Annotated in this window: 24 protein-coding genes and 7 tRNA genes; 18 read left to right on the top strand and 13 right to left on the bottom strand. The window is 71.4% G+C overall.

Features of this window, described 5'->3' with window-relative positions; translation table 11 throughout:
* Window positions 1-238 precede the first annotated feature (238 nt).
* On the bottom strand, window positions 239-1,564 hold the full coding sequence (locus FCH28_RS35900; protein ID WP_136744609.1) for a serine/threonine-protein kinase: 1,326 nt from the start codon (window positions 1,562-1,564) through the stop codon (window positions 239-241).
* 635 nt (window positions 1,565-2,199) lie between these two features.
* On the opposite strand from FCH28_RS35900, the gene FCH28_RS35895 reads away from it, so the two are divergent.
* The 3 genes from FCH28_RS35895 (at window position 2,200) to FCH28_RS35885 (ending at window position 4,057) form a co-directional block, all read left to right on the top strand.
* Window positions 2,200-2,409 carry a hypothetical protein gene (locus tag FCH28_RS35895; protein WP_136744608.1) on the top strand — a complete coding sequence of 70 codons (210 nt, stop codon included), beginning with the start codon at window positions 2,200-2,202 and terminating at the stop codon, window positions 2,407-2,409.
* Between the two features lie 279 nt (window positions 2,410-2,688).
* Window positions 2,689-3,705 (top strand): phosphotransferase family protein, encoded by a 1,017-nt coding sequence (locus FCH28_RS35890; RefSeq protein WP_136744607.1) that lies wholly within the window; start codon window positions 2,689-2,691, stop codon window positions 3,703-3,705.
* A gap of 73 nt (window positions 3,706-3,778) precedes the next feature.
* Window positions 3,779-4,057: a TFIIB-type zinc ribbon-containing protein gene (locus tag FCH28_RS35885; RefSeq protein WP_136744606.1), complete on the top strand. Its 279-nt coding sequence runs from the start codon at window positions 3,779-3,781 to the stop codon at window positions 4,055-4,057.
* A gap of 99 nt (window positions 4,058-4,156) precedes the next feature.
* On the opposite strand, the gene FCH28_RS35880 is transcribed toward FCH28_RS35885, so the two are convergent.
* The 5 genes from FCH28_RS35880 to FCH28_RS35860 form a co-directional block, all read right to left on the bottom strand.
* A tRNA-Val gene (locus FCH28_RS35880) sits at window positions 4,157-4,228 on the bottom strand.
* Between the two features lie 50 nt (window positions 4,229-4,278).
* Window positions 4,279-4,350 (bottom strand) — tRNA-Val (locus FCH28_RS35875).
* A gap of 25 nt (window positions 4,351-4,375) precedes the next feature.
* Window positions 4,376-4,447 (bottom strand) — tRNA-Val (locus FCH28_RS35870).
* A 1-nt stretch (window position 4,448) separates the two neighbouring features.
* A tRNA-Cys gene (locus tag FCH28_RS35865) sits at window positions 4,449-4,522 on the bottom strand.
* A gap of 35 nt (window positions 4,523-4,557) precedes the next feature.
* Window positions 4,558-4,630 (bottom strand) — tRNA-Gly (locus FCH28_RS35860).
* A gap of 177 nt (window positions 4,631-4,807) precedes the next feature.
* Between FCH28_RS35860 and FCH28_RS35855 the strand changes: the two genes are divergently transcribed.
* The 3 genes from FCH28_RS35855 to FCH28_RS35845 are packed head-to-tail and all read left to right on the top strand — an operon-like array spanning window position 4,808 to window position 7,561.
* Window positions 4,808-5,878, top strand: a complete 1,071-nt coding sequence (locus FCH28_RS35855) for a chorismate-binding protein (RefSeq protein WP_136744605.1) — start codon at window positions 4,808-4,810, stop codon at window positions 5,876-5,878.
* Window positions 5,875-6,699, top strand: coding sequence for an aminotransferase class IV (locus tag FCH28_RS35850; RefSeq protein WP_136744604.1), 825 nt, complete (start codon window positions 5,875-5,877; stop codon window positions 6,697-6,699). The genes FCH28_RS35855 and FCH28_RS35850 overlap by 4 nt, the downstream gene beginning before the upstream one ends.
* A 34-nt stretch (window positions 6,700-6,733) precedes the next feature.
* Entirely contained in the window at window positions 6,734-7,561 is an 828-nt protein-coding gene (locus tag FCH28_RS35845) for a GNAT family N-acetyltransferase (RefSeq protein WP_136744603.1), read from the top strand.
* A gap of 99 nt (window positions 7,562-7,660) precedes the next feature.
* Here FCH28_RS35845 and FCH28_RS35840 read toward each other — a convergent pair whose 3' ends face one another.
* Window positions 7,661-8,203, bottom strand: a complete 543-nt coding sequence (locus FCH28_RS35840; RefSeq protein WP_136744602.1) for a DsbA family protein — start codon at window positions 8,201-8,203, stop codon at window positions 7,661-7,663.
* 169 nt (window positions 8,204-8,372) lie between these two features.
* Between FCH28_RS35840 and FCH28_RS35835 the strand changes: the two genes are divergently transcribed.
* Entirely contained in the window at window positions 8,373-8,846 is a 474-nt protein-coding gene (locus tag FCH28_RS35835; protein ID WP_136744601.1) for a hypothetical protein, read from the top strand.
* 68 nt (window positions 8,847-8,914) lie between these two features.
* The gene (locus tag FCH28_RS38425; protein ID WP_169314340.1) at window positions 8,915-9,070 is read left to right on the top strand and encodes a hypothetical protein; all 156 of its coding nucleotides are present in this window, start codon (window positions 8,915-8,917) and stop codon (window positions 9,068-9,070) included.
* Between the two features lie 48 nt (window positions 9,071-9,118).
* On the opposite strand, the gene FCH28_RS35830 is transcribed toward FCH28_RS38425, so the two are convergent.
* Both FCH28_RS35830 and FCH28_RS35825 read right to left on the bottom strand, forming a co-directional pair.
* Window positions 9,119-9,685 (bottom strand): CGNR zinc finger domain-containing protein, encoded by a 567-nt coding sequence (locus FCH28_RS35830; RefSeq protein ID WP_136744600.1) that lies wholly within the window; start codon window positions 9,683-9,685, stop codon window positions 9,119-9,121.
* A 230-nt stretch (window positions 9,686-9,915) separates the two neighbouring features.
* Complete coding sequence (locus tag FCH28_RS35825) at window positions 9,916-10,329, bottom strand: SsgA family sporulation/cell division regulator (protein WP_003959770.1); 414 nt, start codon at window positions 10,327-10,329, stop codon at window positions 9,916-9,918.
* A 190-nt stretch (window positions 10,330-10,519) separates the two neighbouring features.
* Between FCH28_RS35825 and FCH28_RS35820 the strand changes: the two genes are divergently transcribed.
* The 4 genes from FCH28_RS35820 to FCH28_RS35805 all read left to right on the top strand — a co-directional run bounded on the left by FCH28_RS35820 (window position 10,520) and on the right by FCH28_RS35805 (window position 11,812).
* Window positions 10,520-10,951 (top strand): TIGR02611 family protein, encoded by a 432-nt coding sequence (locus FCH28_RS35820; protein WP_136744599.1) that lies wholly within the window; start codon window positions 10,520-10,522, stop codon window positions 10,949-10,951.
* Window positions 10,952-11,004: 53 nt separating this feature from the next.
* Window positions 11,005-11,076 (top strand) — tRNA-Val (locus FCH28_RS35815).
* Window positions 11,077-11,161: 85 nt separating this feature from the next.
* On the top strand, window positions 11,162-11,623 hold the full coding sequence (locus tag FCH28_RS35810) for an SRPBCC family protein (protein ID WP_136744598.1): 462 nt from the start codon (window positions 11,162-11,164) through the stop codon (window positions 11,621-11,623).
* Between the two features lie 117 nt (window positions 11,624-11,740).
* Window positions 11,741-11,812: transfer RNA gene (locus FCH28_RS35805), tRNA-Val, on the top strand.
* Window positions 11,813-11,950: 138 nt separating this feature from the next.
* On the opposite strand, the gene FCH28_RS35800 is transcribed toward FCH28_RS35805, so the two are convergent.
* Window positions 11,951-12,676, bottom strand: a complete 726-nt coding sequence (locus FCH28_RS35800; RefSeq protein ID WP_136744678.1) for a 3'-5' exonuclease — start codon at window positions 12,674-12,676, stop codon at window positions 11,951-11,953.
* 308 nt (window positions 12,677-12,984) lie between these two features.
* Between FCH28_RS35800 and FCH28_RS35795 the strand changes: the two genes are divergently transcribed.
* The 3 genes from FCH28_RS35795 to thrS all read left to right on the top strand — a co-directional run bounded on the left by FCH28_RS35795 (window position 12,985) and on the right by thrS (window position 16,843).
* The gene (locus FCH28_RS35795; protein WP_136744597.1) at window positions 12,985-13,551 is read left to right on the top strand and encodes a DUF4365 domain-containing protein; all 567 of its coding nucleotides are present in this window, start codon (window positions 12,985-12,987) and stop codon (window positions 13,549-13,551) included.
* A complete protein-coding gene (locus FCH28_RS35790; RefSeq protein WP_136744596.1) occupies window positions 13,551-14,738 on the top strand; it encodes a hypothetical protein in 1,188 nt (395 codons plus the stop codon). The genes FCH28_RS35795 and FCH28_RS35790 overlap by 1 nt, the downstream gene beginning before the upstream one ends.
* A 125-nt stretch (window positions 14,739-14,863) precedes the next feature.
* Complete coding sequence (gene thrS, locus FCH28_RS35785) at window positions 14,864-16,843, top strand: threonine--tRNA ligase (RefSeq protein ID WP_136744595.1); 1,980 nt, start codon at window positions 14,864-14,866, stop codon at window positions 16,841-16,843.
* A 54-nt stretch (window positions 16,844-16,897) separates the two neighbouring features.
* Here thrS and FCH28_RS35780 read toward each other — a convergent pair whose 3' ends face one another.
* Entirely contained in the window at window positions 16,898-17,545 is a 648-nt protein-coding gene (locus FCH28_RS35780) for a potassium channel family protein (protein ID WP_136744594.1), read from the bottom strand.
* Window positions 17,546-17,612: 67 nt separating this feature from the next.
* Between FCH28_RS35780 and FCH28_RS35775 the strand changes: the two genes are divergently transcribed.
* The 3 genes from FCH28_RS35775 to FCH28_RS35765 all read left to right on the top strand — a co-directional run bounded on the left by FCH28_RS35775 (window position 17,613) and on the right by FCH28_RS35765 (window position 20,278).
* A complete protein-coding gene (locus FCH28_RS35775) occupies window positions 17,613-18,170 on the top strand; it encodes an HIT family protein (protein ID WP_136744593.1) in 558 nt (185 codons plus the stop codon).
* A 93-nt stretch (window positions 18,171-18,263) separates the two neighbouring features.
* Complete coding sequence (locus FCH28_RS35770; protein ID WP_136744592.1) at window positions 18,264-19,052, top strand: polysaccharide deacetylase family protein; 789 nt, start codon at window positions 18,264-18,266, stop codon at window positions 19,050-19,052.
* Complete coding sequence (locus FCH28_RS35765; RefSeq protein ID WP_136744591.1) at window positions 19,052-20,278, top strand: YncE family protein; 1,227 nt, start codon at window positions 19,052-19,054, stop codon at window positions 20,276-20,278. Before FCH28_RS35770 ends, FCH28_RS35765 begins: the two co-directional genes overlap by 1 nt.
* A gap of 151 nt (window positions 20,279-20,429) precedes the next feature.
* Here FCH28_RS35765 and FCH28_RS35760 read toward each other — a convergent pair whose 3' ends face one another.
* A complete protein-coding gene (locus tag FCH28_RS35760) occupies window positions 20,430-22,109 on the bottom strand; it encodes a hypothetical protein (protein ID WP_187364005.1) in 1,680 nt (559 codons plus the stop codon).
* Window positions 22,110-22,234: 125 nt separating this feature from the next.
* Window positions 22,235-24,433 carry an elongation factor G-like protein EF-G2 gene (locus FCH28_RS35755; RefSeq protein WP_136744590.1) on the bottom strand — a complete coding sequence of 733 codons (2,199 nt, stop codon included), beginning with the start codon at window positions 24,431-24,433 and terminating at the stop codon, window positions 22,235-22,237.
* Window positions 24,434-24,626: the final 193 nt, after the last annotated feature.

The following is a 24,626-nucleotide window of genomic DNA, read 5'->3' as shown; positions in this document are numbered from 1 at the left end:
GACGGGTCGTGGCCGGCGGATCATGGCCGGGCCCGGGTCCTACCGCCGTGATCCGGGAAGATGCCCCGGCAGGGAATGATTCCCCCACCCTGGAATGATCCCCCGGGCGGGAATACCCCCTCGCCCCACCACGTTGTGGACCCGCAGGGGGTCCTCGCATCCCCTAGGGGATCTGTTCGAACGACCCCTAGGGGTCCGTCCACCAAGGCCCCCCAGCCCGCCCCCGAAGCCCCGCCCCCTAAGCCCCGCTCTCGCCCCCGTACGCCGCGACCGCGGCCGGTCCCGCGCCCAGCCCGCGTGCCGGCCCCTGGCAGCCCTGGGCCGCCGCGATGCCCAGCGCCACCAGCAGCGTCACCACCACGAACACGATGACCCGCTGCCGCAGCAGCCGGCGGTCGGGACCGGGGCGGCGCCCGCCCGACGTCGTACGCACCGGCGCGCGTGAACCGTTCCGCCCGGCGGGCCGCGCCGCCGGGACCCGCCGCGAAGTGCGCCCGCCGGCCCGTGAGTTCGTGCCCGGCGCCGACGCGGGGCCGCCCGCCCGTGACGTCGCCTCCCGGGACGACGAGGGCCGGGCCGGCTGAGGGCGCGGCACCGGAGTTCCCGTAGGCCGGCGCTCGGTGCGCTGCCGCGCGTACTCCTCGGCCCGCTGCCCGGTCGGCCGGTCCGCCGGACGGCGCTCCCCGCGCCGCCAACCGGCCCCGGTGTCCGCGCCGTTCTCCAGTGGTCCGCCGGACAGACCGTGCGCCTCACGGGCCGCGATCTCCTTGAGCCGCAAGGACAGCGACAGGGTGCTCGGGCGGTCCGCCGGATCCTTGGCCAGACACGACGCGAGCAGCGGTGCCAGCGCGTCCGGCACTCCGGCCAGCTGCGCCTCCTCGTGCACCACCCGGTAGAGCATGACCTCCGAACTGCCCTGCCCGAAGGGCGAGTCCGCGGTGCAGGTGTAGGCCAGGGTGGCGCCCAGCGCGAAGATGTCCGTCGCCGGCGTCACCGCGGCCCCGCGCACCTGCTCCGGCGCGAGAAAGCCCGGCGAGCCGACGGCCGTACCGACATGCGTCAGCGTGCTGGCGCCGGTGGCCCAGGCGATACCGAAGTCGATGATCCGCGGCCCCTTGGGGGACAGCAGGATGTTCGACGGCTTCAGGTCGCGGTGGACGACGCCCGCGTCATGGACGGCCAGCAGCCCTTCGGAGAGCGCGGCACCGATGGAGGCGACCTGCGCCGGCGACAACGGCCCCTCGTCGTTGACCTTGTCGTGCAACGAGGGGCCGGGAACGTACTGGGTGGCGAACCACGGGCGGTCCGCGTCGAGATCGGCCGCGACCAGCCGGGCCGTACAGCCGCCGCGGATCCGCCGGGCCGCCGACACCTCGCGGGCGAACCGCGAACGGAATTCCTGATCCTCCGCCAGATCCGGCCGGATCACCTTCAGGGCCACCCGCTGCCCGCGCTTGTCCGAGCCGAGATAGACCACGCCCATCCCGCCGGCGCCGAGCCGGCGGTGCAGCCGGAAGGACCCGACGACACGCGGGTCCTCGCGCCGGAGCCGCATCATCGCCATGTCCGTCCCCTACCTGCGGTGGGCAAGGCCCCACTCCGCTGCCAACCGTCTGACGTGGCACAGCTTACGGATTGACGGCTCGCTGTGCTGATAGGCCGCGCATGCGTCGGCGAGTGGATTGTCAGTGGCGGGTGGCACCCTCGAAGAGCGGACGGGAATCGGCCGCCGTGCGGGCGGAGTTCTCGCGGGGGAGGCCAATGATCCATCCCAGAAGGAAGATTGACGGGATGAAAGGTGATCCGGGCTGGTTGGTCGTGGATGCCGGGGAAGCGGCCGGGGCGTAGGCGGGGGTGGCGGGCGGTGCGGGACGGGGGGCCGGGAGGGCGGTGCGCGGGGGAGTGGCCGAAGTGAGCGAGATCACCTGGGAGGGGGCCGGCAGTAGCCGAAGGGGGGAGGGCGCGCGCCTCGTACGGGCCCGTCCTTTCGGGGATGTCCCCAGGTCCCGGTCCCCGGCTCTCCACCCAGAGGAGTACGCCGGCGCTCCTCGCGTCATCCTCCCGGAGGCCCGTCAATCGGTACGACGGCATGACGCCCGGCCGCCGAGCCGAGCCTAATGTGGTGTTCAAGCGGCGGGCGCAGCACTCGTCCCCCGAGGTCAGACGCCCGCCGCCCCAGATCACGACAGGAGCGGGACGATGGCGGAGACCTCCGGGCGGACGGCCCGTCGGGCGCAGGGGCACGGAGCGGCCTCGGCGCTGGGCGGTCACCAGTCCTCCAGTACCCGCCATCCCCTGGTCGCGGTGGCCATGGTGCTGCCGCTGGCGATCCTCCTGGCCGTGGTCTTCGGCGGCTGGGAAGCCGTCATCACACAGGCGTCGTCCGTGGCCGGAATGCTGGGGCGCTGAAAGGCGGCCCCGGCCTCGGGAGAGCGGCCCGGGACGGGGACCTCCGGCCGAATACCCCGTGGGGACGGGGGTGCGGCGGACGGCACGAGTGGCCGGGCATCTGGGGAGATGCCCGGCCATCGAGCTTTCCCGGGCCGCCGCGGCAGACGGCCCGCCCGCCCCGCGCGTACGATCCCAGGCCTGGCGGCCCGCAGGAGCGCCGCCCGCACCACTCGTGGCGCCCGGAACGCCGAGAGGCCACGTCCGGCGCGCGCACGGCTCGTACGACTCGGGGGGACGATGACCGCACCACTGCTCGGCCGACTGGCGGCCCTGTCGGCGGCCCCCGTACCGGGCGGCGCACCGGAAAGCGGGCCGGTGTCCGGCACCGCCCCCGAAGTGCTCGCCGACCGCCCCGACGGCACCCTCGTCCGCAGCGGCCGCACCGTCGCCAAGGCCCACGCCCCCGACTGCGACCCGCGCGACCTGGCCGCCCGGCTGGCCGTCGCCGCCCACCCCCTGCTGCACGGCATCCTGCTGCCCCCGCTTCCCCTCACCGCCCCCGACGGCCATCTCACCCTCGCCGAGGACGGCCGCCCGCTGACCCGCTGGCCGTACGGCAGCCCCGTATCGCCGGACGACCCGGACGCCGCCCCCTGGGAGGACGCCGCCCGCCTGCTCGCCCGGCTCCACTCCGTCGACCCCCGCCAACTGGCAGGGCCCGTCCCGCCGATGCGCGGCCCCGCCAAGGCCGCCCGCGCCCTGACCCGCCTGCGCACCGCCCGTACGACGCACCCACCGCGACCGGGCCCCGGCCCCCTCTCCGCGGCCGCCGACGCCATCGAGCGCGCCTGGGCCGCGCTGCCGCCCTGGGCCCGCGGCGCCGCCCCGCCGCCGCACAGCGCCCACCTCTGCCACGGCGACCTCCACCTCGGCCAGCTCGTCCGGCACCCACCCGCCGACGGCCGCTGGCTGCTGATAGACATCGACGACCTGGGCCTGGGCAACCCCGCCTGGGACCTGGCCCGCCCCGCCGCCTGGTTCGCCACCGGCCTGCTCGCCCCGGACATCTGGTCCCGCTTCCTGGCCGCCTACCGCGCCGCCGGCGGCCCGGCCGTGCCCCCCGACGGCGACCCCTGGCCCGACCTGGAGATCCCCGCGCGCACCCTGACCGTGCAGACCGCCGCGCTGGCCGTCGCCAAGGCCCACGCCGCGTCCCGCCCGCTGGACGAGGTCGAGTCGGCCGTCGTCGACGCCTGCGCCCGGATGACTTCCCTGCCGCAGCAGTTGGCGCCCGGCGCCTCCGACGTAGGGTGAACACCTCATCGCCGGGCGGATGTTCCGGCGGTGCCGCAGTGAGCAGCGACGGATTACAGGAGTTGAGCCGACGATGCAGTGCCCCAAGTGTCATGCACCGATGCAGACATACAACCGCAATGGCGTGCAGATCGAGCAGTGCGCCGGCTGCCGGGGGATCTTCCTGGACTACGGCGAGCTGGAGTCGCTGACCCGCCTCGAGGCGCAGTGGACGCAGCAGGCCCCGCCGCCGCCCGCCCCGCAGGCCTACCCCGCCGCTCCCGCCTGGGGCGCCCCGCACCAGGGCCACCACGGTCACCATGGGCACCACGGCCATCACCGCAGCTTCGGCCACATGCTCTTCTCGTCCTGACCTGGGCAGAACCGGACGACCCGAACAACCCGGACGAACAGACCCGGACGCAAACGACCGAGGGTCGGAGCGATGTGCTCCGGCCCTCGGCCTCAGGTGTGGACGATACTGGGATTGAACCAGTGACCTCTTCCGTGTCAGGGAAGCGCTCTCCCGCTGAGCTAATCGTCCTCGGGTCACGAACCCGATGAGCGGAACTCAACGATCTCCGTGGTGCTGCGTGCGCGATACTGGGATTGAACCAGTGACCTCTTCCGTGTCAGGGAAGCGCTCTCCCGCTGAGCTAATCGCGCGGGGGCCCGGAGAAGACCGGGCCAGTGGACGATACTGGGATTGAACCAGTGACCTCTTCCGTGTCAGGGAAGCGCTCTCCCGCTGAGCTAATCGTCCTTGGAGGTGGAGACGGGATTTGAACCCGTGTAGACGGCTTTGCAGGCCGTTGCCTCGCCTCTCGGCCACTCCACCAGGAGTGAAGGGGTTCGGGAAGATCCCCCACATCGAGCGGACGACGAGACTCGAACTCGCGACATCCACCTTGGCAAGGTGGTGCTCTACCAACTGAGCTACGTCCGCAGGTGTCTCTCCCAGACTACGTCCGGGAGCTACTCGGCCTCCGGGGCGCTTCCGCGTCCCGGCGACGTGTTGAACTCTAGCGGATTCCGGGGCCAGTACAAAAACGCGTTTGTGCAGCGTGCTGCGCTGCTCGCTCGGCCCAGGCGGTCGTCGGGCCCCCGCCATAGACTCACTGACGTGCACGACTTCCCTCCTATGGCCCGCTTCGGCGGTCTGATAGCCACCGACCTGCGCGATGTCACCAGCGACCCCGCGGCCCTGGACTCCACGGGCTGGTGGGCGGTGGTCGCCGACTTCGAGGGGGCGGTGGTCTGCGCCCGCTTCGGCGATATCCGCCCGGCCACGGCCGCGGACGAACCCGCCCCCGGTGGCTGGCTCGGCCCGGCGCCCGGCGACTGGACCAGTTCCCTGGACCGCGCCGCCTATACCGCGGGCGTGCGGCGGATCCGTGAATACATCGCGGCCGGCGACGTCTACCAGGTGAACCTCTGCCGGGTGCTGACCGCGCCGCTGCCCGACCCCGCCCGCGCCGATGTGGACGCGCTGTCCGCGGTGCTGGCCCGCGGCAACCCCGCGCCGTACGCAGGAACGATCCGCCTGCCCGGCCACGGCGTCGAGGTCGCCACCGCCTCGCCCGAGCTGTATCTGCGCCGCGACGGCCGCACCGTCGAGTCCGGGCCGATCAAGGGAACCGGACGGACCGCCGCGGACCTCACCGAGAAGGACCAGGCGGAGAACGTGATGATCGTGGACCTGGTCCGCAACGACCTCGGCCGGGTCTGCGCCACCGGCACCGTGACCGTCCCGGCGCTGTGCACCGTCGAACCGCACCCCGGCCTGGTCCATCTCGTCTCCACCGTGCGCGGCGAACTCGACGGAAGGAACCGGAAGACGGCCTGGGCGGACCTGCTCGGCGCCACCTTCCCGCCCGGCTCGGTCACCGGCGCCCCCAAGTACAGCGCCCTGAAGATCATCGACGAGCTGGAGACCGCACCCCGCGGTCCCTACTGCGGCGGCATCGGCTGGGTCGACGCCGACCGCCGCACCGGCGAGCTCAACGTCGGCATCCGTACGTTCTGGATCGACCGCACCGCCCCCGGCGGCCCGGTGCTGCGCTTCGGCGCCGGCGCGGGGATCATCTGGGACTCCGATCCCGAGCGGGAGTGGGCCGAGACCGAACTGAAGGCCAGCCGGCTGCTGGCGGTAGCGTCGGGCGTGCACGAGGCGAGCGGAGGAACACGACGATGAGGATCTGGCTCGACGGGGCACTGCGGGACGCCGACGGCGCCCGGGTCTCGGTCTTCGACCACGGACTGACGGTCGGCGACGGCGTCTTCGAGACGATCAAGGCCGCCGACGGACGGCTCTTCGCCCTCACCCGCCACCTGGAGCGGCTGACCACCTCCGCCGAGGGCCTCGGCCTGCCCGCCCCCGACCTCGACGAGGTACGGCGCGGCTGCGCGGCCGTCCTGGACGCCAACCCGATGGCCCTCGGACGGCTCCGGATCACCTACACCGGCGGCCTCTCACCGCTCGGCTCGGACCGCGGCGACAACGGAACGACGCTGGTCATCGCGCTCAGCGAGACGTCCCGCCGCCCCGACACCACCGCCGCCGTCACGGTCCCCTGGACCCGGAACGAACGCGGCGCGCTCGCCGGCCTGAAGACCACCTCGTACGGCGAGAACGTCGTCGCGCTCGCCCGCGCACGCGAACTGGGCGCGTCCGAGGCGCTGTTCGCCAACACCGTCGGCGCGCTCTGCGAAGGCACCGGCTCCAATGTCTTCGTCGTCCTGGACGGCGAGCTGCACACTCCGCCGCTGTCCTCCGGCTGCCTGGCGGGCATCACCCGCGCGCTCACCGTCGCCTGGGCCGGGGCCAAGGAGACCGACCTGCCGCTCGACGCCCTGGAGCGGGCCGAGGAGATCTTCCTGACCTCCACCCTGCGCGACGTCCAGGCCGTGACCCGGATCGACGGCCGCCAACTGGCCGACGGGCCGGGCCCGGTGACGGCCGAAGCCATGCGGATCTTCGACGAACGGTCGGCCGCCGACTTCGATCCGCGGTGATGACGGGCCCCGCGCGGGCGGGTAGAAAGTCCTTGTGACCACTACGCTGCGGCCCGCCGGACCGGAAGAACGACAGGACGGCGGCGGCCGGGCCCGCCCGTACGACGTCTGCGTCAACAGCCGCCGCGTCGGCCGGATCCGGCTGGCCACCGATGCGCGGTTCGGGCCGGCGGCCGGCCGGATCGAGGCCCTGGAGATCGACCCCCCGGACCGGCACCGTGGCCGCGCCACCGTTGCCGCGCTGGCCGCCGAGGAAGTGCTGCGCGGCTGGGGCTGCCGGCGCATAGAGCTGACCGTCCCGGCCGCCGCCGAGGCCGCCCTGCGGCTGGCCGCCGCGCTGGGCTACACCGAGCGCAGCCGGCGGATGGCCAAGGAGCCCGCGCCGTCACAGCTCCCCGCTGGCAGCCAGGACCGGCCGCTGGGCGAGGCGGAGTTCCCGGCCTGGTTCGCCGAGGCGCACGCCGCCTACGTGTCGCAGCTGACGACGAACGGGATGTCCCGCGAACGGGCCGAGCGGATCTCCGCGGACGGACACCGCGCGGTGCGCCCGGACGGCGTGGCCACGCCGGACCATGTGGTGCGGATCCTCGCCCATGACGGTGTGGACGTCGGGCACGTGTGGGTCGCGATGCGGCGGCCGGGGGAGCCCGGCGGCTACGTCATGGACGTGAAAGTCGACCCCGCACACCGAGGTCGGGGGCACGGCCGCACGCTGATGCTGATCGCCGAGCGCGAATGCCTCGCGGCCGCCCGTGAGACCCTCGGCCTGAACGTCTACACCGACAACGCGCCGGCGCTCAAGCTCTACGACTCGCTGGGCTACCGGCCGACCGGCTATCTGTTGTGGAAGCCGATCCTGTGACCGCCGGCGGCTGACGGCTGACGATCGGCCGCTGACGACCGGCGGTCGCGTGCCGGCCCGGGGTGCCGCGGCGGCACTGCGGCACCCGTAGGCCCGTTCTCAGCCCTGCTCGGCCAGCAGCCGGTCGGCGATCTCCTCGATCCGGGCGCGCAGGCCCTCCTGGCTCTTGCCGCCGTCCAGCCGCTCGCCGCCGATCACATAGGTCGGAGTGCCGCTCACACCGATCGCCTTGCCCTCCGCCTGGTCCGCGTCGACGATCAGCAGATGCCGCCCGTCGATCAGCGCGGTGTCCAGCTCCTCCGCGTCCAGCCCCAGCTCCCCGGCCACCTCCAGCAGCAGCTTCTCGCCGCGTCCGGCCAGCTCCTCGGTGCGCGCCAGCACCGCCTCGGCGTACGGCCAGCCCTGCCCCTGCTCCGTGGCCTCCTCGGCGGCCTGGGCCGCGACGTAGGCGTGCTTGTGCTTCTCCAGGGGGAAGTGGCGCAGCCGGATGTCCAGCCGGTCGCCGTAACGCTCGCGCAGTGCCCGCAGATCGTCCAGGGCGGCATGGCAGTCCGGGCACTGCAGCTCGCACCAGACGTCCAGAACGATGGGGAGGACGGAAGCGGCCGGCGACGAGGCGTCGGAGGTGGTGGCGTCGTTCATGGGGCCAGTCTCCCAGTCCGGTGGGCGGGGCCCGAACCGGGACCTGCGGAGGACCGGAACCCGGAGATGTCCCTGAGCCCGTCCCGGAACATGGCCGCCCGCGCACCGGACAGGGCAGGATGGAGAGGAGCGCAACGCACGCTCGCCCATCCATCGGCAGGAGGACCGGATGCTGACCTCGACCGTCTGTGCCGCGGTGTCGGCTGCGGGCCTGGCCATTGCCGCACTGACGGCTTACCGCAAGCGGTTCCTGGCCGCGACCCGCATCGCCGCGTTTTCTCTCATCCCCCTCGGCCTGGTGCTGACCGGTGTCATCGACTGGCTCACCGACATCGTCTTCAAGCCCTCGGTCTGGGCCGGCTTCGGCGTGCTCGCGCTCTCCGCCGTGCTGTTCACCATCGGCCGGGTCGTCGAGCGCCGCCGGGGGATCGGCAGTCGCAAGGAGCGCAAGGCCGCGGCGGCCGCCCGGTCCGGGGTGGTGGCGCCGGCCGCCTCCGTACCCTCCCTCGGCGCCGGCCACGGCGCGGCTCAGCCGGCCGCGAAGGCCAAGGGAAAGGACAAGGGCAAGGACAAGAGCGCGGGTGGTGCACCCAAGGATGACTTCTCGGACATCGAAGCGATCCTGAAAAAACACGGGATCTGATGAACTACCGCTGCTGAAGCGCCTATTGGGCGTGCGCCCGCGATCAACTGCGCCATGATGCGCGCGAGATGAACGATGAGTGCGCCCTGGCCAGGGAAGACGCCCCGGCCCCCGAACCGCGCGGCTGTCTTTTCGCGCTGTCCCAGCCGCCGCTGATGCTCTTCCTCGGCATCATCGGCCTGTTGCTCCTTCTCGGCGCAGTACACGACCTCTATATCCTGTGAGCGCGCGGTCACGGCGTGTCGCCGCGCCGTACTTCAGCCGTTCGGCCCTCAGCCCGCCGCCTCCCGGCGCCGTGCCCGGTAGGCCGCGACATGCAGCCGGTTGCCGCAGGTGCGGCTGTCGCAGTAGCGCCGGGAGCGGTTCCGCGAGAGGTCGACGAACGCGTGCCGGCAGTCCGGCGCCTCGCAGCGCCGCAGCCGCTCCCGCTCCCCGGCGACGACGAGGAAGGCCAGCGCCATCCCGCCGTCCGCGGCCAGATGCTCGGCGACCGAGGCGCCCGGCGCGAAGTAGTGGACATGCCAGTCGTAGTTGTCGTGGTCGGTCAGCCGGGGAGTGGTGCCGGCCGAGGCGACCAGGAAGTTCAGCAGTTCGGCGGCGGTCCGGTCGTCATCGGCGGCGAAGACCTGGGCGAAGCGCCCACGGACGCCCCGTACGGCCGCCAGATCGCGCTCGCAGAGGGTGCCCACGTCGCTGACCTCGTTGCGCTTCACGAAGTCCTCGAGCGCCGCGAGGTCGGTCAGGCTGTCCGGTGCCCCGGGCGCCTCGCCCTCCGGAGCGGTGTTGAGCAGATCGACGACCGCGTCCAGCGCGCACCGGGTGTCATGGGTGATCATCACGGGTCCGCTCCCTGGCCGGGTGGGGGCCGGCCGGATCGGCCGCCCCCCGGTGTCGTTGCCGAATGGTCGCCGACTCTAGCGCCTGGAACAAGCCTCGGCGCCGTCTCCGCGGTGGGTCCGCGGCGACGGCGCCGAAGTGTGCCGTGTGAACTTGTCGGTCCTGCGCCGTCTCCCCGAGTCGGACGGTCGCAAGTTGAGCGGTTGGGTGCGTTGGGCGGCTGTGGTGCGTCTCAGCTCTCCGCCAGGATGTGGGAGAGCTCGGTGTCGAGATCGAAGTGGCGGTGTTCCGTACCGGGCGGTACGGCCGCGTCGGTCCTCTTGAGGAACGATTCGAGGGCCCGCGCGGGGGCCTCGAGAAGGGCTTCGCCTTCCGGGGAACTCAGGGCGATGCAGACCACGCCCTGTCCGTGGCTCCGGGACGGCCATACGCGGACGTCTCCGGTTCCCGTGGGCCGGTGCAGGCCCTCGGCGAGGAGGTCGCGGGCGAAAACCCACTCGACGGTCTCCTCGGCTCCGGTGTGGAAGGTGGCATGCACGGCATAGGGATCGGCCGTGTCATACCGCAGGCCCGCGGGTACAGGCAGTGAGGACTCGCTCGACACAACGAGGCGCAGGTGCAGCTCGCAGCTGACCGTGGTGTTCATAAGCGCCAGGGCCTTTCGCTCAGTGTGCGCTCGGGGATTCGCACGTCGGCGAAATCGACATGCCACCTACGGTGCCGTTGTAAACCCCTCTGACTGTTTTGGGTGCCTTCAGGTACCTCTTACGGCGGATTGCCAGCTCGTCCTCGGCGGTAATTCCGGCGGACGGATCGCGTCCGGTAAGTTGGGCCCCATGAATACGGAGAGTAACGGGGGGCCGGAGGCTGCCGAAGGGAGCGCCGTGACGCACGAGCAGCCGCTCGGTTCGCGCGCGCCGCACTTCATCAAGCGCTCCCGGCCGCTGCATCTGAGCTGGCAGGTCGGAATCTTCATCGTCGGTCTCGCGGTGGTCGTCGTCGGCGTGATCATGCTGCCGCTGCCGGGCCCCGGCTGGCTGGTGATCTTCGCCGGTATGGCGATCTGGGCGACGGAATTCGTCTGGGCCCAGCTCGTGCTGCGCTGGACCAAGCGGAAGGTGACCGAGGCGGCCCAGAAGGCGCTCGACCCGAAGGTGCGGCGGCGCAACATCATTCTGACCGCCATCGGCCTGGTGATCATCGCGGCGGTGCTCGCGGTGTATGTGTGGAAGTTCGGCTTCGCGATGCCGTGGAACGTCGCCGAGTGATCCGGAACTGGTCGGAAGTGCCCGCCGACGTGCGGTAATGTTGGCGGTGCGCCGGGCGATTAGCTCAGTGGGAGAGCGCTTCGTTCACACCGAAGAGGTCACTGGTTCGAACCCAGTATCGCCCACCCCGGCAGACCGGCCCGGAGACCCAAGTCTCCGGGCCGTTGCACTTTTTGGGCACATGCGCCACCTACACCGCACACTGGGATCATGCCCGACTGGTCCCGCCGTCTGCATCACTACCGTTTTCGCAGCGTATGGCTGCTCGACGCGTCGCCCGCCGTCGTCTACGCCGTCCTCGAACGCGGCGAGACCTATCCCCGGTGGTGGCCGCAGGTGCGCGAGGTCACCACCATCGACGACCACCGCGGCACGGCCCGTATCCGGTCGTTGCTCCCCTACGACCTGCGGATCGTGGCGTCCGAGGGCGTACGGGATCCGGGCGCTGGGGTCCTGGAGATAACGCTGCGCGGGGACGTGGCCGGCTGGGCGCGCTGGACGATCAAGCCCGGCAGGGGCGGGACGCGGGCCGTGTACGAGCAGGAGGTCGAGGTCTGCAAACCGCTGCTGCGGCGGCTCGCACTGCTGGGCCGGCCGCTGTTCGCCGTCAATCACCGGCTGATGATGCGGGCCGGCCGGCGCGGGCTGGCGGCCTGGCTGGCCCGGGGCTGAGCGGGCCCGGACGCCCGGGGCCCGGTGGCGGGCGCCCGCGGGAAACAGGAATTTGATGGAAGGCCCCGGCGGCCTGTATTGTTCAGCTCGTTCGCGAGGGAAACCCCGCCGACACCCGGGCGATTAGCTCAGTGGGAGAGCGCTTCGTTCACACCGAAGAGGTCACTGGTTCGAACCCAGTATCGCCCACCGGGATCAAGAACCGGGCCGCCAAAAAGCGGCCCGGTTCTTGTCGTTGAAAGCCATTGTGTAATGCCCGCTTTCCGCTTCGCCGCTTTCCGCGCCCGGAAACCACCCGGTCGATCGGCCGGAATTGCTGAGGGGCTATCAGGCCGCGGCGGGGAGTTCCGGACGCAGCGGCCAATGCGGATCCACGGTCTCCGGGGTGCCGCTGCGCGCGAACCACTCCTGGAGCCCGCGGGCCTGGGCGGCGTACCAGACCGCCTGCCGGGTGTGCAGCTCGACCGGACGCAGCCCCTCCAGCCGGGACGCGAAGCGCTGCCCCAGGGCCCGGACGACCCGCAGCGCGGCGAACGCGTCGGCCGCCGCCTCATGGGCGTCGGTCAGCTCGACCTCGTAGTGCGCACACAGGTCGGTGAGGGTGCGGCGGCCCTTGCGATAGCGGTCCAGGTGCTTGTCCAGGACCCGGGGGTCCAGGACGCACAGCGGATGGGCGTCCAGATAGGCGTCCAGCGAGGTGGCGCGGTGCCGCTTCAACTCGCGGTCCAGGAGCGTGAGATCGAAGGGGGCGTTCATCACGACCAGCGGGCGGCCGGCCACCGACTGGGCGGCCAGGGCACGCGCGACCTCCTCCAGCACCGGCGACGGCCAGCGGCCGTGCAGCGCCAGATGGTCGGCGGTCAGGCCGTGCACCGCCGTCGCCGCCTCCGGGATCTCGACGCCCGGATTGATCAGCCAGTTGGTGACCCGCGGAGCGGAGCGCGGGGTCTCCTGCACGACCAGGGCCGCGGAGACGATGCGGTCCCGCTCGACGTCTATGCCCGTCGTCTCGGTGTCGAAGGCGGCAAGCGGACCGTCATACCAGCACGGCATCATCCCAACTCCTCGCGCTCGTAAGGTGGATGACCGTGCACGTCACCCGACCTGGTGATACCCGACCAGCGCCGTGGTCGAACCGCTCTTGTTTGCCGACCACTTGACGCGGAGACAACCACAGTGACGGGCCGACGCGATCCGCGCGGTCCGGCGGCGGCGTCCCCCGACGCCACCGGATACGGCCGGCAGCGCAGGGCTCTCCCGTACGCCGCCGGCTGCCTCCCCGTCATACGGACGCATCGATCCACCGACCCATCGATCGGCACGACCGCATCGATCGGCACAGCCCGGAAGGCACCCCCGCGATGACCATCGCGCAGCCCGAACCGGGCGGGCTGCTGCCCCAGCGGACCATCCCGCAGCGCGGCGGACTCGCCACCACCGCCTGCATGGAGACCCTGCAGGTCGGCTATCTGCACGCGATCGCCGCCGCCTCCGGATGCTCGCTGGCGCAGCCCTTCCCGGACAACGGAATCGACTGGCACGTCAGCCATGGCGCGCCCGGCCACACCGTCGACGACGAGGTCACCATCAAGGTGCAGCTCAAATGCACCTACCAGACCGCTCCCCGCCCGCCCGGCCCGACGTTCGCCTTCACGCTCGACAACGATCACCTGGCGAAGCTGGCCCGCACACCGGTCTCGGTGCACAAGATCCTCGTCGTGATGCTGGTCCCACGAAGACCGGAAGACTGGCTGCGGGCGGGCCACGACCGCCTCGAACTGCGGCATTGCTGCTACTGGATCAACTTGGCCGGCCACAAGATCAGCGGCCGGCGCAGGACCACTGTGCGGATCCCGACCACGCGGATCTTCGACGACCGCGCGCTCTGCGAGATCATGACGCGGGTCGGGGCGGGAGGGAGACCCTGATGTACCGGCCGACCGATGAATTCGACGCACGGCTCCTGGACCCGGCGGAGGTCGATCCGGCGGTGCTCAACGCGCTGCTGGCCCGGCACGGCTGGCGGCGCAGAGGCGGGGCCGTCGGCCACTACGCCCGGTGGACGCCGCCGGGCGGAGCGGACGGTACGAGCCTGCTGGTGCCGCACGACCGACGGTTCCCCGACAGCGCGGAGCTGCTGGCCGAGGCGCTGGCCGCGCTGGCGCGGAGCGTCGCGCCCTCCGCCCGCGAGGTGCTGGTGGGGCTCGCCGTGCCCAGCGACGAGGTCCGCTGGGAGCGCGAGATCCCGGACGACGGCTCGGGGGCCGCGCACTGGGTGGCGCAGGAGCAGCTGCGCGGCGCCGCCCGCTCGATGCTGATCGCCGGGGCGCTCGGCACCTACGCCAGGGCCGGCTACTACGGCGCCCGGCACAAGCGGCAGGCCGAGGGGTTCCTGGCCGACGTGCTGGTCGGCCCGGCCTCGGCGGGGCGCCGGCTGACCGCGTTCGTGCCCGTACGGGCTGGCCGGGGCGCCGTCGCCGGACTGCAACGGGCGCTGCACGCGGCCCGCGACGCGACCGACTACCAGCGGGCCACCGGCGGCATGGACGCCTTCGACGCCGCCGTCGAGCTGGGCGTCTGCCATGAGCTGACACAGGCGCTGATCGCGCTGGTGCGGGATGTGGAAGGGGTGCGGATCACCGTCGAGTGGTCGCCGGCGGCCGGCGCCCCCGTCGGCTGCCCGGCCCGCCCCGAACCCGTCGAGTTCTCGCCCGGGGACCTGCCCGCCCTCCAGCAGGCCGCCCAGCGCTACGTACGGGACGAGCCGTCGCTGCCGGTGCGGGTGACCGGCGCCGTCGTACGGCTGCGCAGGGAGCGCCCGTGCGGTCCCGGGGCGGTGCGGCTGCGGGTGATCACCGGGGCCGACGTGGTCCAGGTGCGGGTGGCCCTGGAGGAGGAGGACTACCGGATCGCGGCGCACGCGCACCTGGTGGGACTGCCGATCCGGGTGACCGGGAGGCTGGAGAGCCGGGGCGGCTTCCGCCGTATCACCGGGGGCTGCGACGTCACCCCGGTGCAGGTCGACGAGGCGGAGCGGGACCGGCTGATGAAGTCGCTCCAGGAGAACCTCGACTTCTTCGAGGAGGCGTGCGGCGGGCCGCTGGCCGAAGACTGAGCCGAGGGGGAGCGGCCCCCGGCGGTGCCCGGGGCAAACCGTTTCGCGATGGGGTCCGCTCGCTCGGTACGATTCGGCTGCGCAGCAATCGCTGACGTGAAAGAGACATGAGTCAGGAGAGACCGGTGTCAGACGTCCGTGTGACCGTCCAACGCGATTCCGAGCGGGAAGAACGCGTGGTGACCACGGGGACTACGGCCGCCGACCTCTTCCAGGGTGAGCGCAGCGTCGTCGCCGCGCGGGTGGCCGGGGAACTGAAGGACCTGGCGTACGAGGTCGCCGACGGCGACGCGGTCGAGCCCGTCGAGATCACCTCCGAGGACGGCCTGAACATCCTGCGGCACTCCACCGCGCATGTGATGGCGCAGGCCGTGCAGGAGCTGTTCCCCGAGGCGAAGCTGGGCATCGGCCCGCCCATCAAGGACGGCTTCTACTACGACTTCGACGTCGAGAGCCCCTTCCACCCCGACGATCTCAAGCGCATCGAGAAGAAGATGCAGGAGATCCAGAAGCGCGGGCAGAAGTTCGCGCGCCGTGCGGTCACCGACGACGCCGCGCGCGAGGAGCTGGCCGACGAGCCGTACAAGCTCGAACTGATCGGGCTCAAGGGCTCCGCCGCGGACGCCGCCGAGGGCGCCTCCGCCGAGGTCGGCGCCGGCGAGCTGACGATCTACGACAACCTCGACGCCAAGACCGGCGAGCTGTGCTGGAAGGACCTCTGCCGCGGTCCGCACCTGCCCAGCACCCGCGTCATCCCGGCGTTCAAGCTGATGCGCTCGGCCGCCGCGTACTGGCGGGGCAGCGAGAACAACCCGCAGCTCCAGCGGATCTACGGCACCGCGTGGCCGACCAAGGACGAGCTCAAGGCGTATCTGGAGTTCCTGGCCGAGGCGGAGAAGCGCGACCACCGCAAGCTGGGCGCCGAGCTGGACCTCTTCTCCATCCCGGAGGAGCTGGGTTCCGGTCTCGCCGTCTTCCACCCCAAGGGCGGCGTCGTGCGCCGGGTCATGGAGGACTACTCCCGCAAGCGGCACGAGCGGTCGGGCTATGAATTCGTCAACACCCCGCACATCACGAAGGAACAGCTCTTCGTGACCTCGGGGCATCTGCCGAACTACGGCGAGGCGATGTTCCCGCCCCTGGAGTTCGACGGGCAGAACTACCGCCTCAAGGCGATGAACTGCCCCATGCACAACCTGATCTTCAAGGCGCGCGGCCGCTCGTACCGCGAACTGCCGCTGCGGCTCTTCGAGTTCGGCACGGTCTACCGCTACGAGAAGTCCGGCGTGGTGCACGGCCTGACCCGGGCCCGCGGCTTCACCCAGGACGACTCGCACATCTACTGCACCAAGGAGCAGATGGCGGACGAGCTGGACTCGCTGCTGACCTTCGTCCTGGATCTGCTGCGCGACTACGGTCTGCACGACTTCGAGCTGGAGCTGTCCACCCGCGACGACTCCGACAAGTTCATCGGCGAGGACGCGGAGTGGGAGGAGGCCACCGAGGCGCTCCGCCAGGCGGCCGAGAAGCAGGGGCTGCCGCTCGTTCCCGACCCGGGTGGCGCGGCCTACTACGGGCCGAAGATCTCGGTGCAGGCGAAGGACGCCATCGGCCGGTCCTGGCAGATGTCGACCGTGCAGGTCGACTTCCAGCAGCCCAAGCGCTTCGGTCTCGAGTACACCGCGGCCGACGGGTCCAAGCAGCAGCCGGTCATGATCCACCGCGCCCTGTTCGGCTCGATCGAGCGGTTCTTCGCGGTGCTGCTGGAGCACTACGCGGGTGCCTTCCCGGCCTGGCTGGCGCCGGTGCAGGCGACCGGGATCCCGATCGGTGACGCACATGTGCCGTATCTGGAGGCGTTCGCCGAGGAGGCCCGTGAGAAGGGCCTGCGGATCGAGGTCGACTCGTCGTCCGACCGGATGCAGAAGAAGATCAGGAACGCTCAGAAGGCCAAGGTGCCATTCATGATCATCGCCGGTGACGAGGACATGGAGCACGGCGCCGTCTCGTTCCGGTACCGGGACGGGTCGCAGGAGAACGGCATTCCGAAGGACGAGGCGATCGCCAAGATCCTGGACGTCGTGGAGCGTCGCGTCCAGGTGTGACGCCCCGCCGCGTGAGCGCGAGGCCCCGGAGAGCACCCGCTCCCCGGGGCCTTCTCATTCCTCCCGTTCCCCCTCCAGCCGGAACCGCCGCAGCAGCCACGACGAGAACGACCCCACCACCGCGCCCACCAGCGCCACCCCCAGGAACATCACGCCCACCGCGACCAGCCGGCCGCGCACGGTGACCGGGGTGGCGTCGCCGTAGCCCGTCGTCGTCAGGGTCGACGCGGCCCACCACAGGGCCTCGCCGAAGGTGTGGATGTTCGCGCCGGGCGCGTACCGCTCGTCATGCAGCACGGCCAGGCTGGCGGCGAAACCCAGCAGCACGACCGTGAGCCCCGTGTACGCCATCACCCGCGCTTCGAGGTTGAGCCGCGGCCTCGCCCTGCGCCGCTGCACCCGCTCGTGCACCTCGACGATGCGCAGCGGACGCAGCAGCGGGAGCACGGTCACGACCAGGTCCAGCCAGCGCGTACGGACGAAGTGCCGCCGGTCGTCGCAGAGGATCAGCCGGGCCAGATATTCCACCACGAAGACCGACCAGGTCACGACGGTCACGGTGAGCCAGAAGGTGTGCCAGCCGGGGGAGAGGCCGGGCACCAGGACCTGCACCGCGTAGGCGGCGAGATAGAGGAGCGAGGCGACCAGGAGGTACGGGTCGGCGCGCTCTTCCCAGACCCGCAGCCGCTCTTCGCTGTCCACCGGTTCAGCTTCGCCGAGCCGGCGCCGGGGTCCGCCCCAACGACACGCCGCGAACAGGCGAAGTCATATGCTGGCCCGTATGACAAGCGAGCCGGAGCAGCAGATCGGAGTCGGGACGCAGGACGCCTTCCAGCGCCTGTGGACGCCCCACCGGATGGCCTACATCCAGGGGGAGAACAAGCCGAGCGGCCCGGGGGCCGACGACGGCTGCCCCTTCTGCTCGATCCCCGCGAAGTCGGACGAGGACGGCCTCGTGATCGCGCGCGGCGAGCATGTCTACGCGGTGCTGAACCTGTACCCGTACAACGGCGGCCATCTCATGGTCGTCCCGTTCCGGCATGTCGCCGACTACACCGAGCTGGACGGTCCGGAGACCGCGGAGCTCGCCGAATTCACCAAGCGGGCGATGGGCGCGCTGCGTACCGCGTCAGGGGCGCACGGTTTCAACATCGGGATGAACCAGGGCGGCGTCGCCGGCGCCGGGATCGCGGCCCACCTCCACCAGCACGTCGTCCCGCGCTGGGGCGGCGACACCAACTTCATGCCGGTGGTCGGCCACACCAAGGTGCTGCCCCAACTCCTCGCCGACACACGGGCGATGCTCGCGGACGCCTGGCCCGCGTAAGGCCCCGCCGGGCGGGGGCGCCGGGGGCGACACGCACCCGTACGAACCAGACAGATCGCAACAATTCGGATCAGTTGCCACTCTAATGATGTGGTGACCTCCCTAGATCGTCGCTCCGTGCTGCGCGCTGCCGCCTCGGCCGCGGGCGCCGGTGCGCTGGCGTCGGGCTGCGACCCGGCCCGTACGGACACCTCCGCCGTACCGGACACCGGGCGCCCCCCGCAGCCCGCCGCCTCACCCGCCCCGGCGCGCGCCGCCCGGCCGCCGCCCCGGGTGCCCGGCCTGCCCGCACAGATCGTCCACGGCCCGCGCGACGGCCACGCGGTCGCGCTGACCTTCCACGGCAGCGGTGACCCCCAACTGGCGACGGCCCTGCTCACCGAGGCCGAACGGGCCGGCGCCCGGGTCACCGTGCTCGCCGTCGGCGACTGGCTCGACGAGCAGCCCGCGATGGCCCGCCGGATCCTCGACGGCGGCCACGAGCTGGGCAACCACACCATGCACCACCGCGCCATCTGCGCCCTGCCCGCCGCCGAGGCATACGCCGAGATCCGCCAGTGCGCCGACCGGCTGCGGAGGCTCACCGGCAGCGCCGGCAGCTGGTTCCGCCCCTCGCGCGCCCGGCGGGCCACCGACCTGGTGACCCGGCTGGCCCGCCAGGCCGGCTATCCGCACGTCCTCTCCTACGACCTGGACTCCCTGGACGCGGCCGACCCCGGCGCGCCGGCCGTCCAGCGCACGGTCCTCGACGGGACCGCGCCGGGCTCCGTCGTGAGCCTCCACCTCGGGCACGCGGGCACCGTCGCCGCGCTGCCCCCGATCCTCGACGGCCTCCGCCGGCGCGGTCTGCGCGCGGTGACGACAACGGAGCTAGTGACGTGATGGCTGACCGGACCCGTACCCAGGACCGCGGAAAAAGCGCCGGAAACGGCCGACCCCGGCGCGCCGGCCGCCGGGCCGTGCTGCTCGCGGTGGCCTGCGCACTGGTGGCGGCGGGGTGCGGTGGCGGCGAAGACATCGAGGCCGCGGAACAGAGCCCGCACCCCGCCGGACCGACGCCCGCCAAGGCCGCCGGTCCCGGACTGCCGGGGATGCCGCCGCTGCTCGACGAGCACGACCTCTACGCCGCTGACCGGCCCAACAAGCTGGCGCCGCACGTCAGGAACTTCCCCTCACGGGTGTACGTGCCGAACACCGGCTCCGACACCGTCAGCGTCATCGACCCGAAGACATACAAGGTCATCGAGACGATCCGGGTGGGCGTGCAGCCGCAGCACGTCGTGCCGTCCTGGGACATGAAGACGCTCTGGGTCAACAACAACCGCGGCCACGACCTCACCCCGATCGACCCCGCCACCGGCAAGGCCGGCAGGACCGTCAAGGTCCACGACCCGTACAACCTCTACTTCACGCCCAACGGGAAGTACGCGGTGGTGATGGCGTCGATGGACAAGCAGCTGGTCTTCCGCGACCCGCACACCATGAAGGTCCGCAAGACCCTGCCGGTCACCTGCGCGGGCGTCAACCACGCCGACTTCTCGCCGGACGGGCGCTACTTCATCGTCTCCTGCGAGTTCTCCGGCGAACTCATCAAGGTCGATACGGAGAAGATGAAGGTCATCGGCCAGCAGAAGCTGCCGTTCGAGGGGGCGATGCCGCAGGACGTGAAGATCTCCCCGGACGGCAGGACCTGGTACGTCGCCGACATGATGGCCGACGGCATGTGGGTCCTCAACGGCGACACCTTCGGCAAGCCGAAGCTGATGCCCACCGGCAAGGGCACCCACGGCCTCTACGTCAGCCGCGACTCCCGGCACATGTACATCTCCAACCGCGGCGAGGGCTCCATCTCGCTCCTCGACTTCAAGACCGGCAAACTCGTCGACAAGTGGCGGATCCCCGGCGGCGGCAGCCCCGACATGGGCGGCGTCTCCGCGGACGGCAAGGTCCTGTGGCTCTCCGGCCGCTACAACTCCGAGGTCTACGCGATGGACGCGCACACCGGCAAAACGCTGGCGAAGATCAAGGTCGGCGAGGGCCCGCACGGACTGGCGGTCTACCCGCAGCCGGGACGGTACTCACTGGGGCACACGGGGATCTTCCGATAGGGCTCGGGGTAGGAAATCGGTCGGGGCGCTGTGGTCCCCTAGGGGACCACAGCGCCCCAGGCCAATGCCTACCCCTCGGCGACAGCCGCCAAAGCCGCCAAAGCCGCCGAAGCCGCTGCACCAGCCGAAGCCGCTGCAGCCGCTGCGGCCCCTACGCGTTGTACTCGTCGACCTTGTGCGGCTCCGCGCCCTGGATCATGCCGCTGAGCACCAGCGAGCGGTTGTCGAAGCGCTCGGTGTCCACGCCGTTCTCCTTGAGGACGCTCATGGCGGCGGCGTGGACCGTACGCAGGACCGGGGTCGCGGCGCGCAGTGCGTCGTCGGCCATGAAGCGGTGGCGCCACGGCTTGGCGGCCCAGACATGGCGCAGCCCGAACGGCTCCGGGAGGGTGAGCTTCCCGCCGAGGAAGTCGAGAACCGGCGGGAACCACGTCAGCGGGGCGCGGGCGGCGAGGCGGACGACCTCCGAGGGCTCGATGAGAGGGAGGGTCACCTTCCTCGTCTCCCAGAACCTGACGGTCTTGGCGACCTCCTTGGTCTTCGGCTCCGGCTTCGTCGAGAAGAAAGAGTGCACCGGGCCGAGCGCATGGCCGGTGACCTCGATGCGCAGCGTCTCGTGCAGCACCGTGACGGTGATCATCAGGGTGATCACCAGCTGGCCGTCCCAGAGGACGAACTGGACGCCCAGATAGTGGCGGTTGCCGGCGCCGAACTGCTGCTCGTTGCAGATGCGCTCTATCTCGTGACCGCGGATCTGGTACGCGTCGCTGTCCGTACCGTCCGGCCGGGAGACCGCCGCGGCGTTCTCACCGACCGGCGAGACGATCCAGTGGCGCACCGACGGCGTCGGAAAGCCGCCGGTGTGCAGCGGCGAGCGCTCCAGCATGCGCAGCCGGTCGTGGATCACCCGGATGACGTCCCAGCTGCGGAACGGATGGATCTCGGCGCCCTCCTGCGCGGGCCGCAGCTCCTCGGCGAGCTGCCAGCTGCCCCAACGCGTGCCCATGCCGAGTATCCCCTTGGGGCCGGCGTAGAAGACGACGTTGCTGCGCTGCTCGGCGGAGACTTTGGCGAGATTCTGCCGGAGGGTCTCGGCGGCGACCTGGTTCGGGTCCTGCGGCACCGCCTCGGGGATCTTCGCGGCCACGCCGCCGCCCTCGAGCAGGCCCTTCCAGGCCTCCCGCATGGTCACGGCGGCCGTCTCGCAGATCTGCTTGGCCCACCACCAGCCGACCACCGGGGCGACGACCATGGCGCGCGCGTACAGCGGCCAGAACCCGGCGACCGGCAGCTTGATCATGAAGAACAGGGCGACGCCCGCCAGCACCGTCAGCAGCGCCCCGCCGAGCAGCGAGACGCCCTTGCCCTCGCCGTCCTTGGAGAGCATCTTGCGGAGTTGGAAGACGCCCAGCCACAGCAGCACACCCGGCAGGAACAGCAGCCCGAACAGCACCATCACCAGCGTCAGCTTGGTGTCCCGCTGCTTACGGAGCCGGCTGGCGGACAGACAGTGCTCGACGATGGTCTGCGGCTCGATCCCGAAGGACTGGATGAGCGCGGCGCGCCCGCCGCCGAGCATCCGCTCCTGCACGGCGCGCGCGAACGCCTCGCCGAGATTGGGCGCGAACAGCGACAGCTTCGGCTTCTTGACGGTGGACTTGCCGGAGTCGGAGTCGGCCTTCGTGATGTCGGAGAGCGGGCTGTCCCGGTAGGCGGCCGAGGCCAGTGCCTGGGTCGCCGCGGTCTCTCCCGCGCCCCCCGAGAGCGGCACCTGCGCTCCCGGGCTGAAGTCAAAGCCGTCTGCCACTACCGCCCCCATCACCGCACGCATCCGATGATGCGGCTCTTTCCCGACTACCGCCCACGGCACACTCACCGAGCCTGTGATCTCACTCAGCGTACAGCCGCCGTCCAGCCCAAGGGAGTTGAGCCGGACGACGGCTGATTCACCGTTAACTATGCGCCGCGTTCGGCCTCTTCCCGGTATTTCGCGGCGACCTGCGGCGGCATCGGCTCATGCCGCAGATAAACGCGGTGGAAGCGGCCGGTACCGTGCGAGAGGGACCGCAGATCGACCGCATACCGGCCGATTTCGATCTCCGGCACCTCGGCGCGTACGAGTGTGCGGCCCGCCCCCGACTGCTCGGTGCCCACCACCCGGCCGCGGCGACCCGACAGATCGCTCATCACCGGGCCGACGAACTCGTCCGGAACCAGCACACTCACCACGGCCACCGGTTCCAGCAGATCGATCCGGACGCCGCCGGCGGCCTCGCGCAGCGCCAGCGCGCCCGCCGTCTGGAACGCGGCGTCCGAGGAGTCGACGGAGTGCGCCTTGCCGTCGAGCAGCGTGACGCGGATGTCGACGAGCGGATGCCCGACGGCGACGCCGCGCGCGGCCTGGGCGCGTACCCCCTTCTCCACGGACGGGATGAACTGCCGGGGCACCGCGCCGCCCACGACCTTGTCCACGAACTCGATGCCGGACCCGCCGGGCAGCGGCTCCACCTCGATCTCACAGATCGCGAACTGGCCGTGGCCACCGGACTGTTTGACATGGCGCCCGCGTGCCGCGGCGGGCTCGCCGAAGGTCTCCCTGAGGGCCACCTTGTGCGGGACGGTGTCCACCTGCACGCCGTACCGGCTCCGCAGCCGCTCCAGCGCCACATCGACATGCGCCTCGCCCATGCACCACAGCACCACCTGATGGGTGTCCTGATTGTGTTCGAGGCGCATGGTCGGGTCCTCGGCCACCAGGCGGGCCAGGCCCTGCGAGAGCTTGTCCTCGTCGGGTTTGCTGTGCGCCTGGATGGCGACCGGAAGCAGCGGATCCGGCATCGTCCACGGCTCCATCAGCAGCGGAGCGTCCTTGGCCGAAAGCGTGTCGCCGGTCTCCGCGCGGGACAGCTTCGCCACACACGCCAGATCACCGGCGATCGCCTGCGACAGCGGGCGCTGCTGCTTGCCGAACGGCGCGGACAGCGCGCCGACCCGCTCGTCGACGTCATGGTCCTCGTGCCCGCGGTCCTCCAGCCCGTGGCCCGACACATGCACCGTCTCGTCCGGGCGCAGGGTGCCGGAGAAGACCCGGACCAGTGAGATCCGGCCGACGTACGGGTCCGAGGACGTCTTGACCACCTCGGCCGCCAGCGGACCGTCCGGATCGCAGGTCAGCGACTCCCGCGGGCCGCCGTCGGTGCCGGTCACGGCCGGCGCCTCGCGCTCCGCCGGGGTCGGGAAACCGCCCGTGATCAGCTCCAGCAGCTCGACGGTGCCCAGCCCCTGCTTGGAGCCGTCGACGGCCGGCGCGGCCGCCAGCACCGGGTGGAAGGTGCCCCGGGCGACCGCCGTCTCCAAGTCGCCGATCAGCGTCTTGACGTCGATGTCCTCCCCGCCGAGGTAGCGGTCCATCAGGGACTCGTCCTCGCTCTCGGCGATGATCCCCTCGATGAGCCGGTTACGGGCCTGCTCGATCATCGGCAGCTCGTCCGCCGTCGGCGCGCGCTCGGTGCGCTCGCCGGAGGAGTAGTCGAAGACCCGCTGGGACAGCAGACCGATCAGGCCGTGCACGGGGGCGTGGCCGTCGGCGCCCGGCGTGCCGTACAGCGGCAGATACAGGGGGAGCACGGCATCCGGGTTCTCGCCACCGAAGGTGCTGCGGCTCACCTCGGTGATCTCGTCGAAGTCGGCGCGGGATGCCTCCAGATGGGTGATGACCAGCGCACGCGGCATCCCGACCGCCGCGCACTCGTCCCAGACCATTCGGGTCGCGCCGGCCACCCCGTCCGACGCCGAGACAACGAAAAGGGCCGCGTCCGCAGCGCGCAGACCGGCCCTCAGCTCCCCGACGAAATCGGCATAGCCGGGGGTGTCCAGCAAATTGATTTTGATGCCGCCCCAGTCGACCGGGACCAGGGAGAGCTGTACGGAGCGCTGCTGGCGGTGCTCGATCTCGTCGTAGTCGGACAGACAGCCGCCCTCCTCGACCCGGCCCGCCCGGTTGACCGCGCCGGACGCCAGCGCGAGCGCCTCGACCAGAGTGGTCTTTCCCGATCCGCTGTGGCCGACCAGCACCACATTCCGCAGAGCGGTGGGCCGGTCGGCCGCCGACGCCCTTCCGGCGGCTCCCGGGTGTGTACTCGTCTTGTCGCTCATGTGTCTCGCCTCCAGGTCGACACTTTGCGGTGATTCGAGCTTTCCACCGAGGTCATGATGCGTCCATACATGACACAAGGGACGAGCCGTGATCATCTCGGCGGTCCCGCCCCGTCCGGCCGCCCCGTGGCCGCCTCGGAAGCCCTCCGGAGCGCCCGGCGGCGCGCGCCGAATCCGCCGAGCCGCCGGGATG

Origin of the sequence: Streptomyces piniterrae, assembly GCF_005048155.1 — a bacterium.
In the GTDB taxonomy this organism is placed as follows: domain Bacteria; phylum Actinomycetota; class Actinomycetes; order Streptomycetales; family Streptomycetaceae; genus Streptomyces; species Streptomyces piniterrae.
This window is presented reverse-complemented; position numbering and strand designations above follow the sequence as displayed.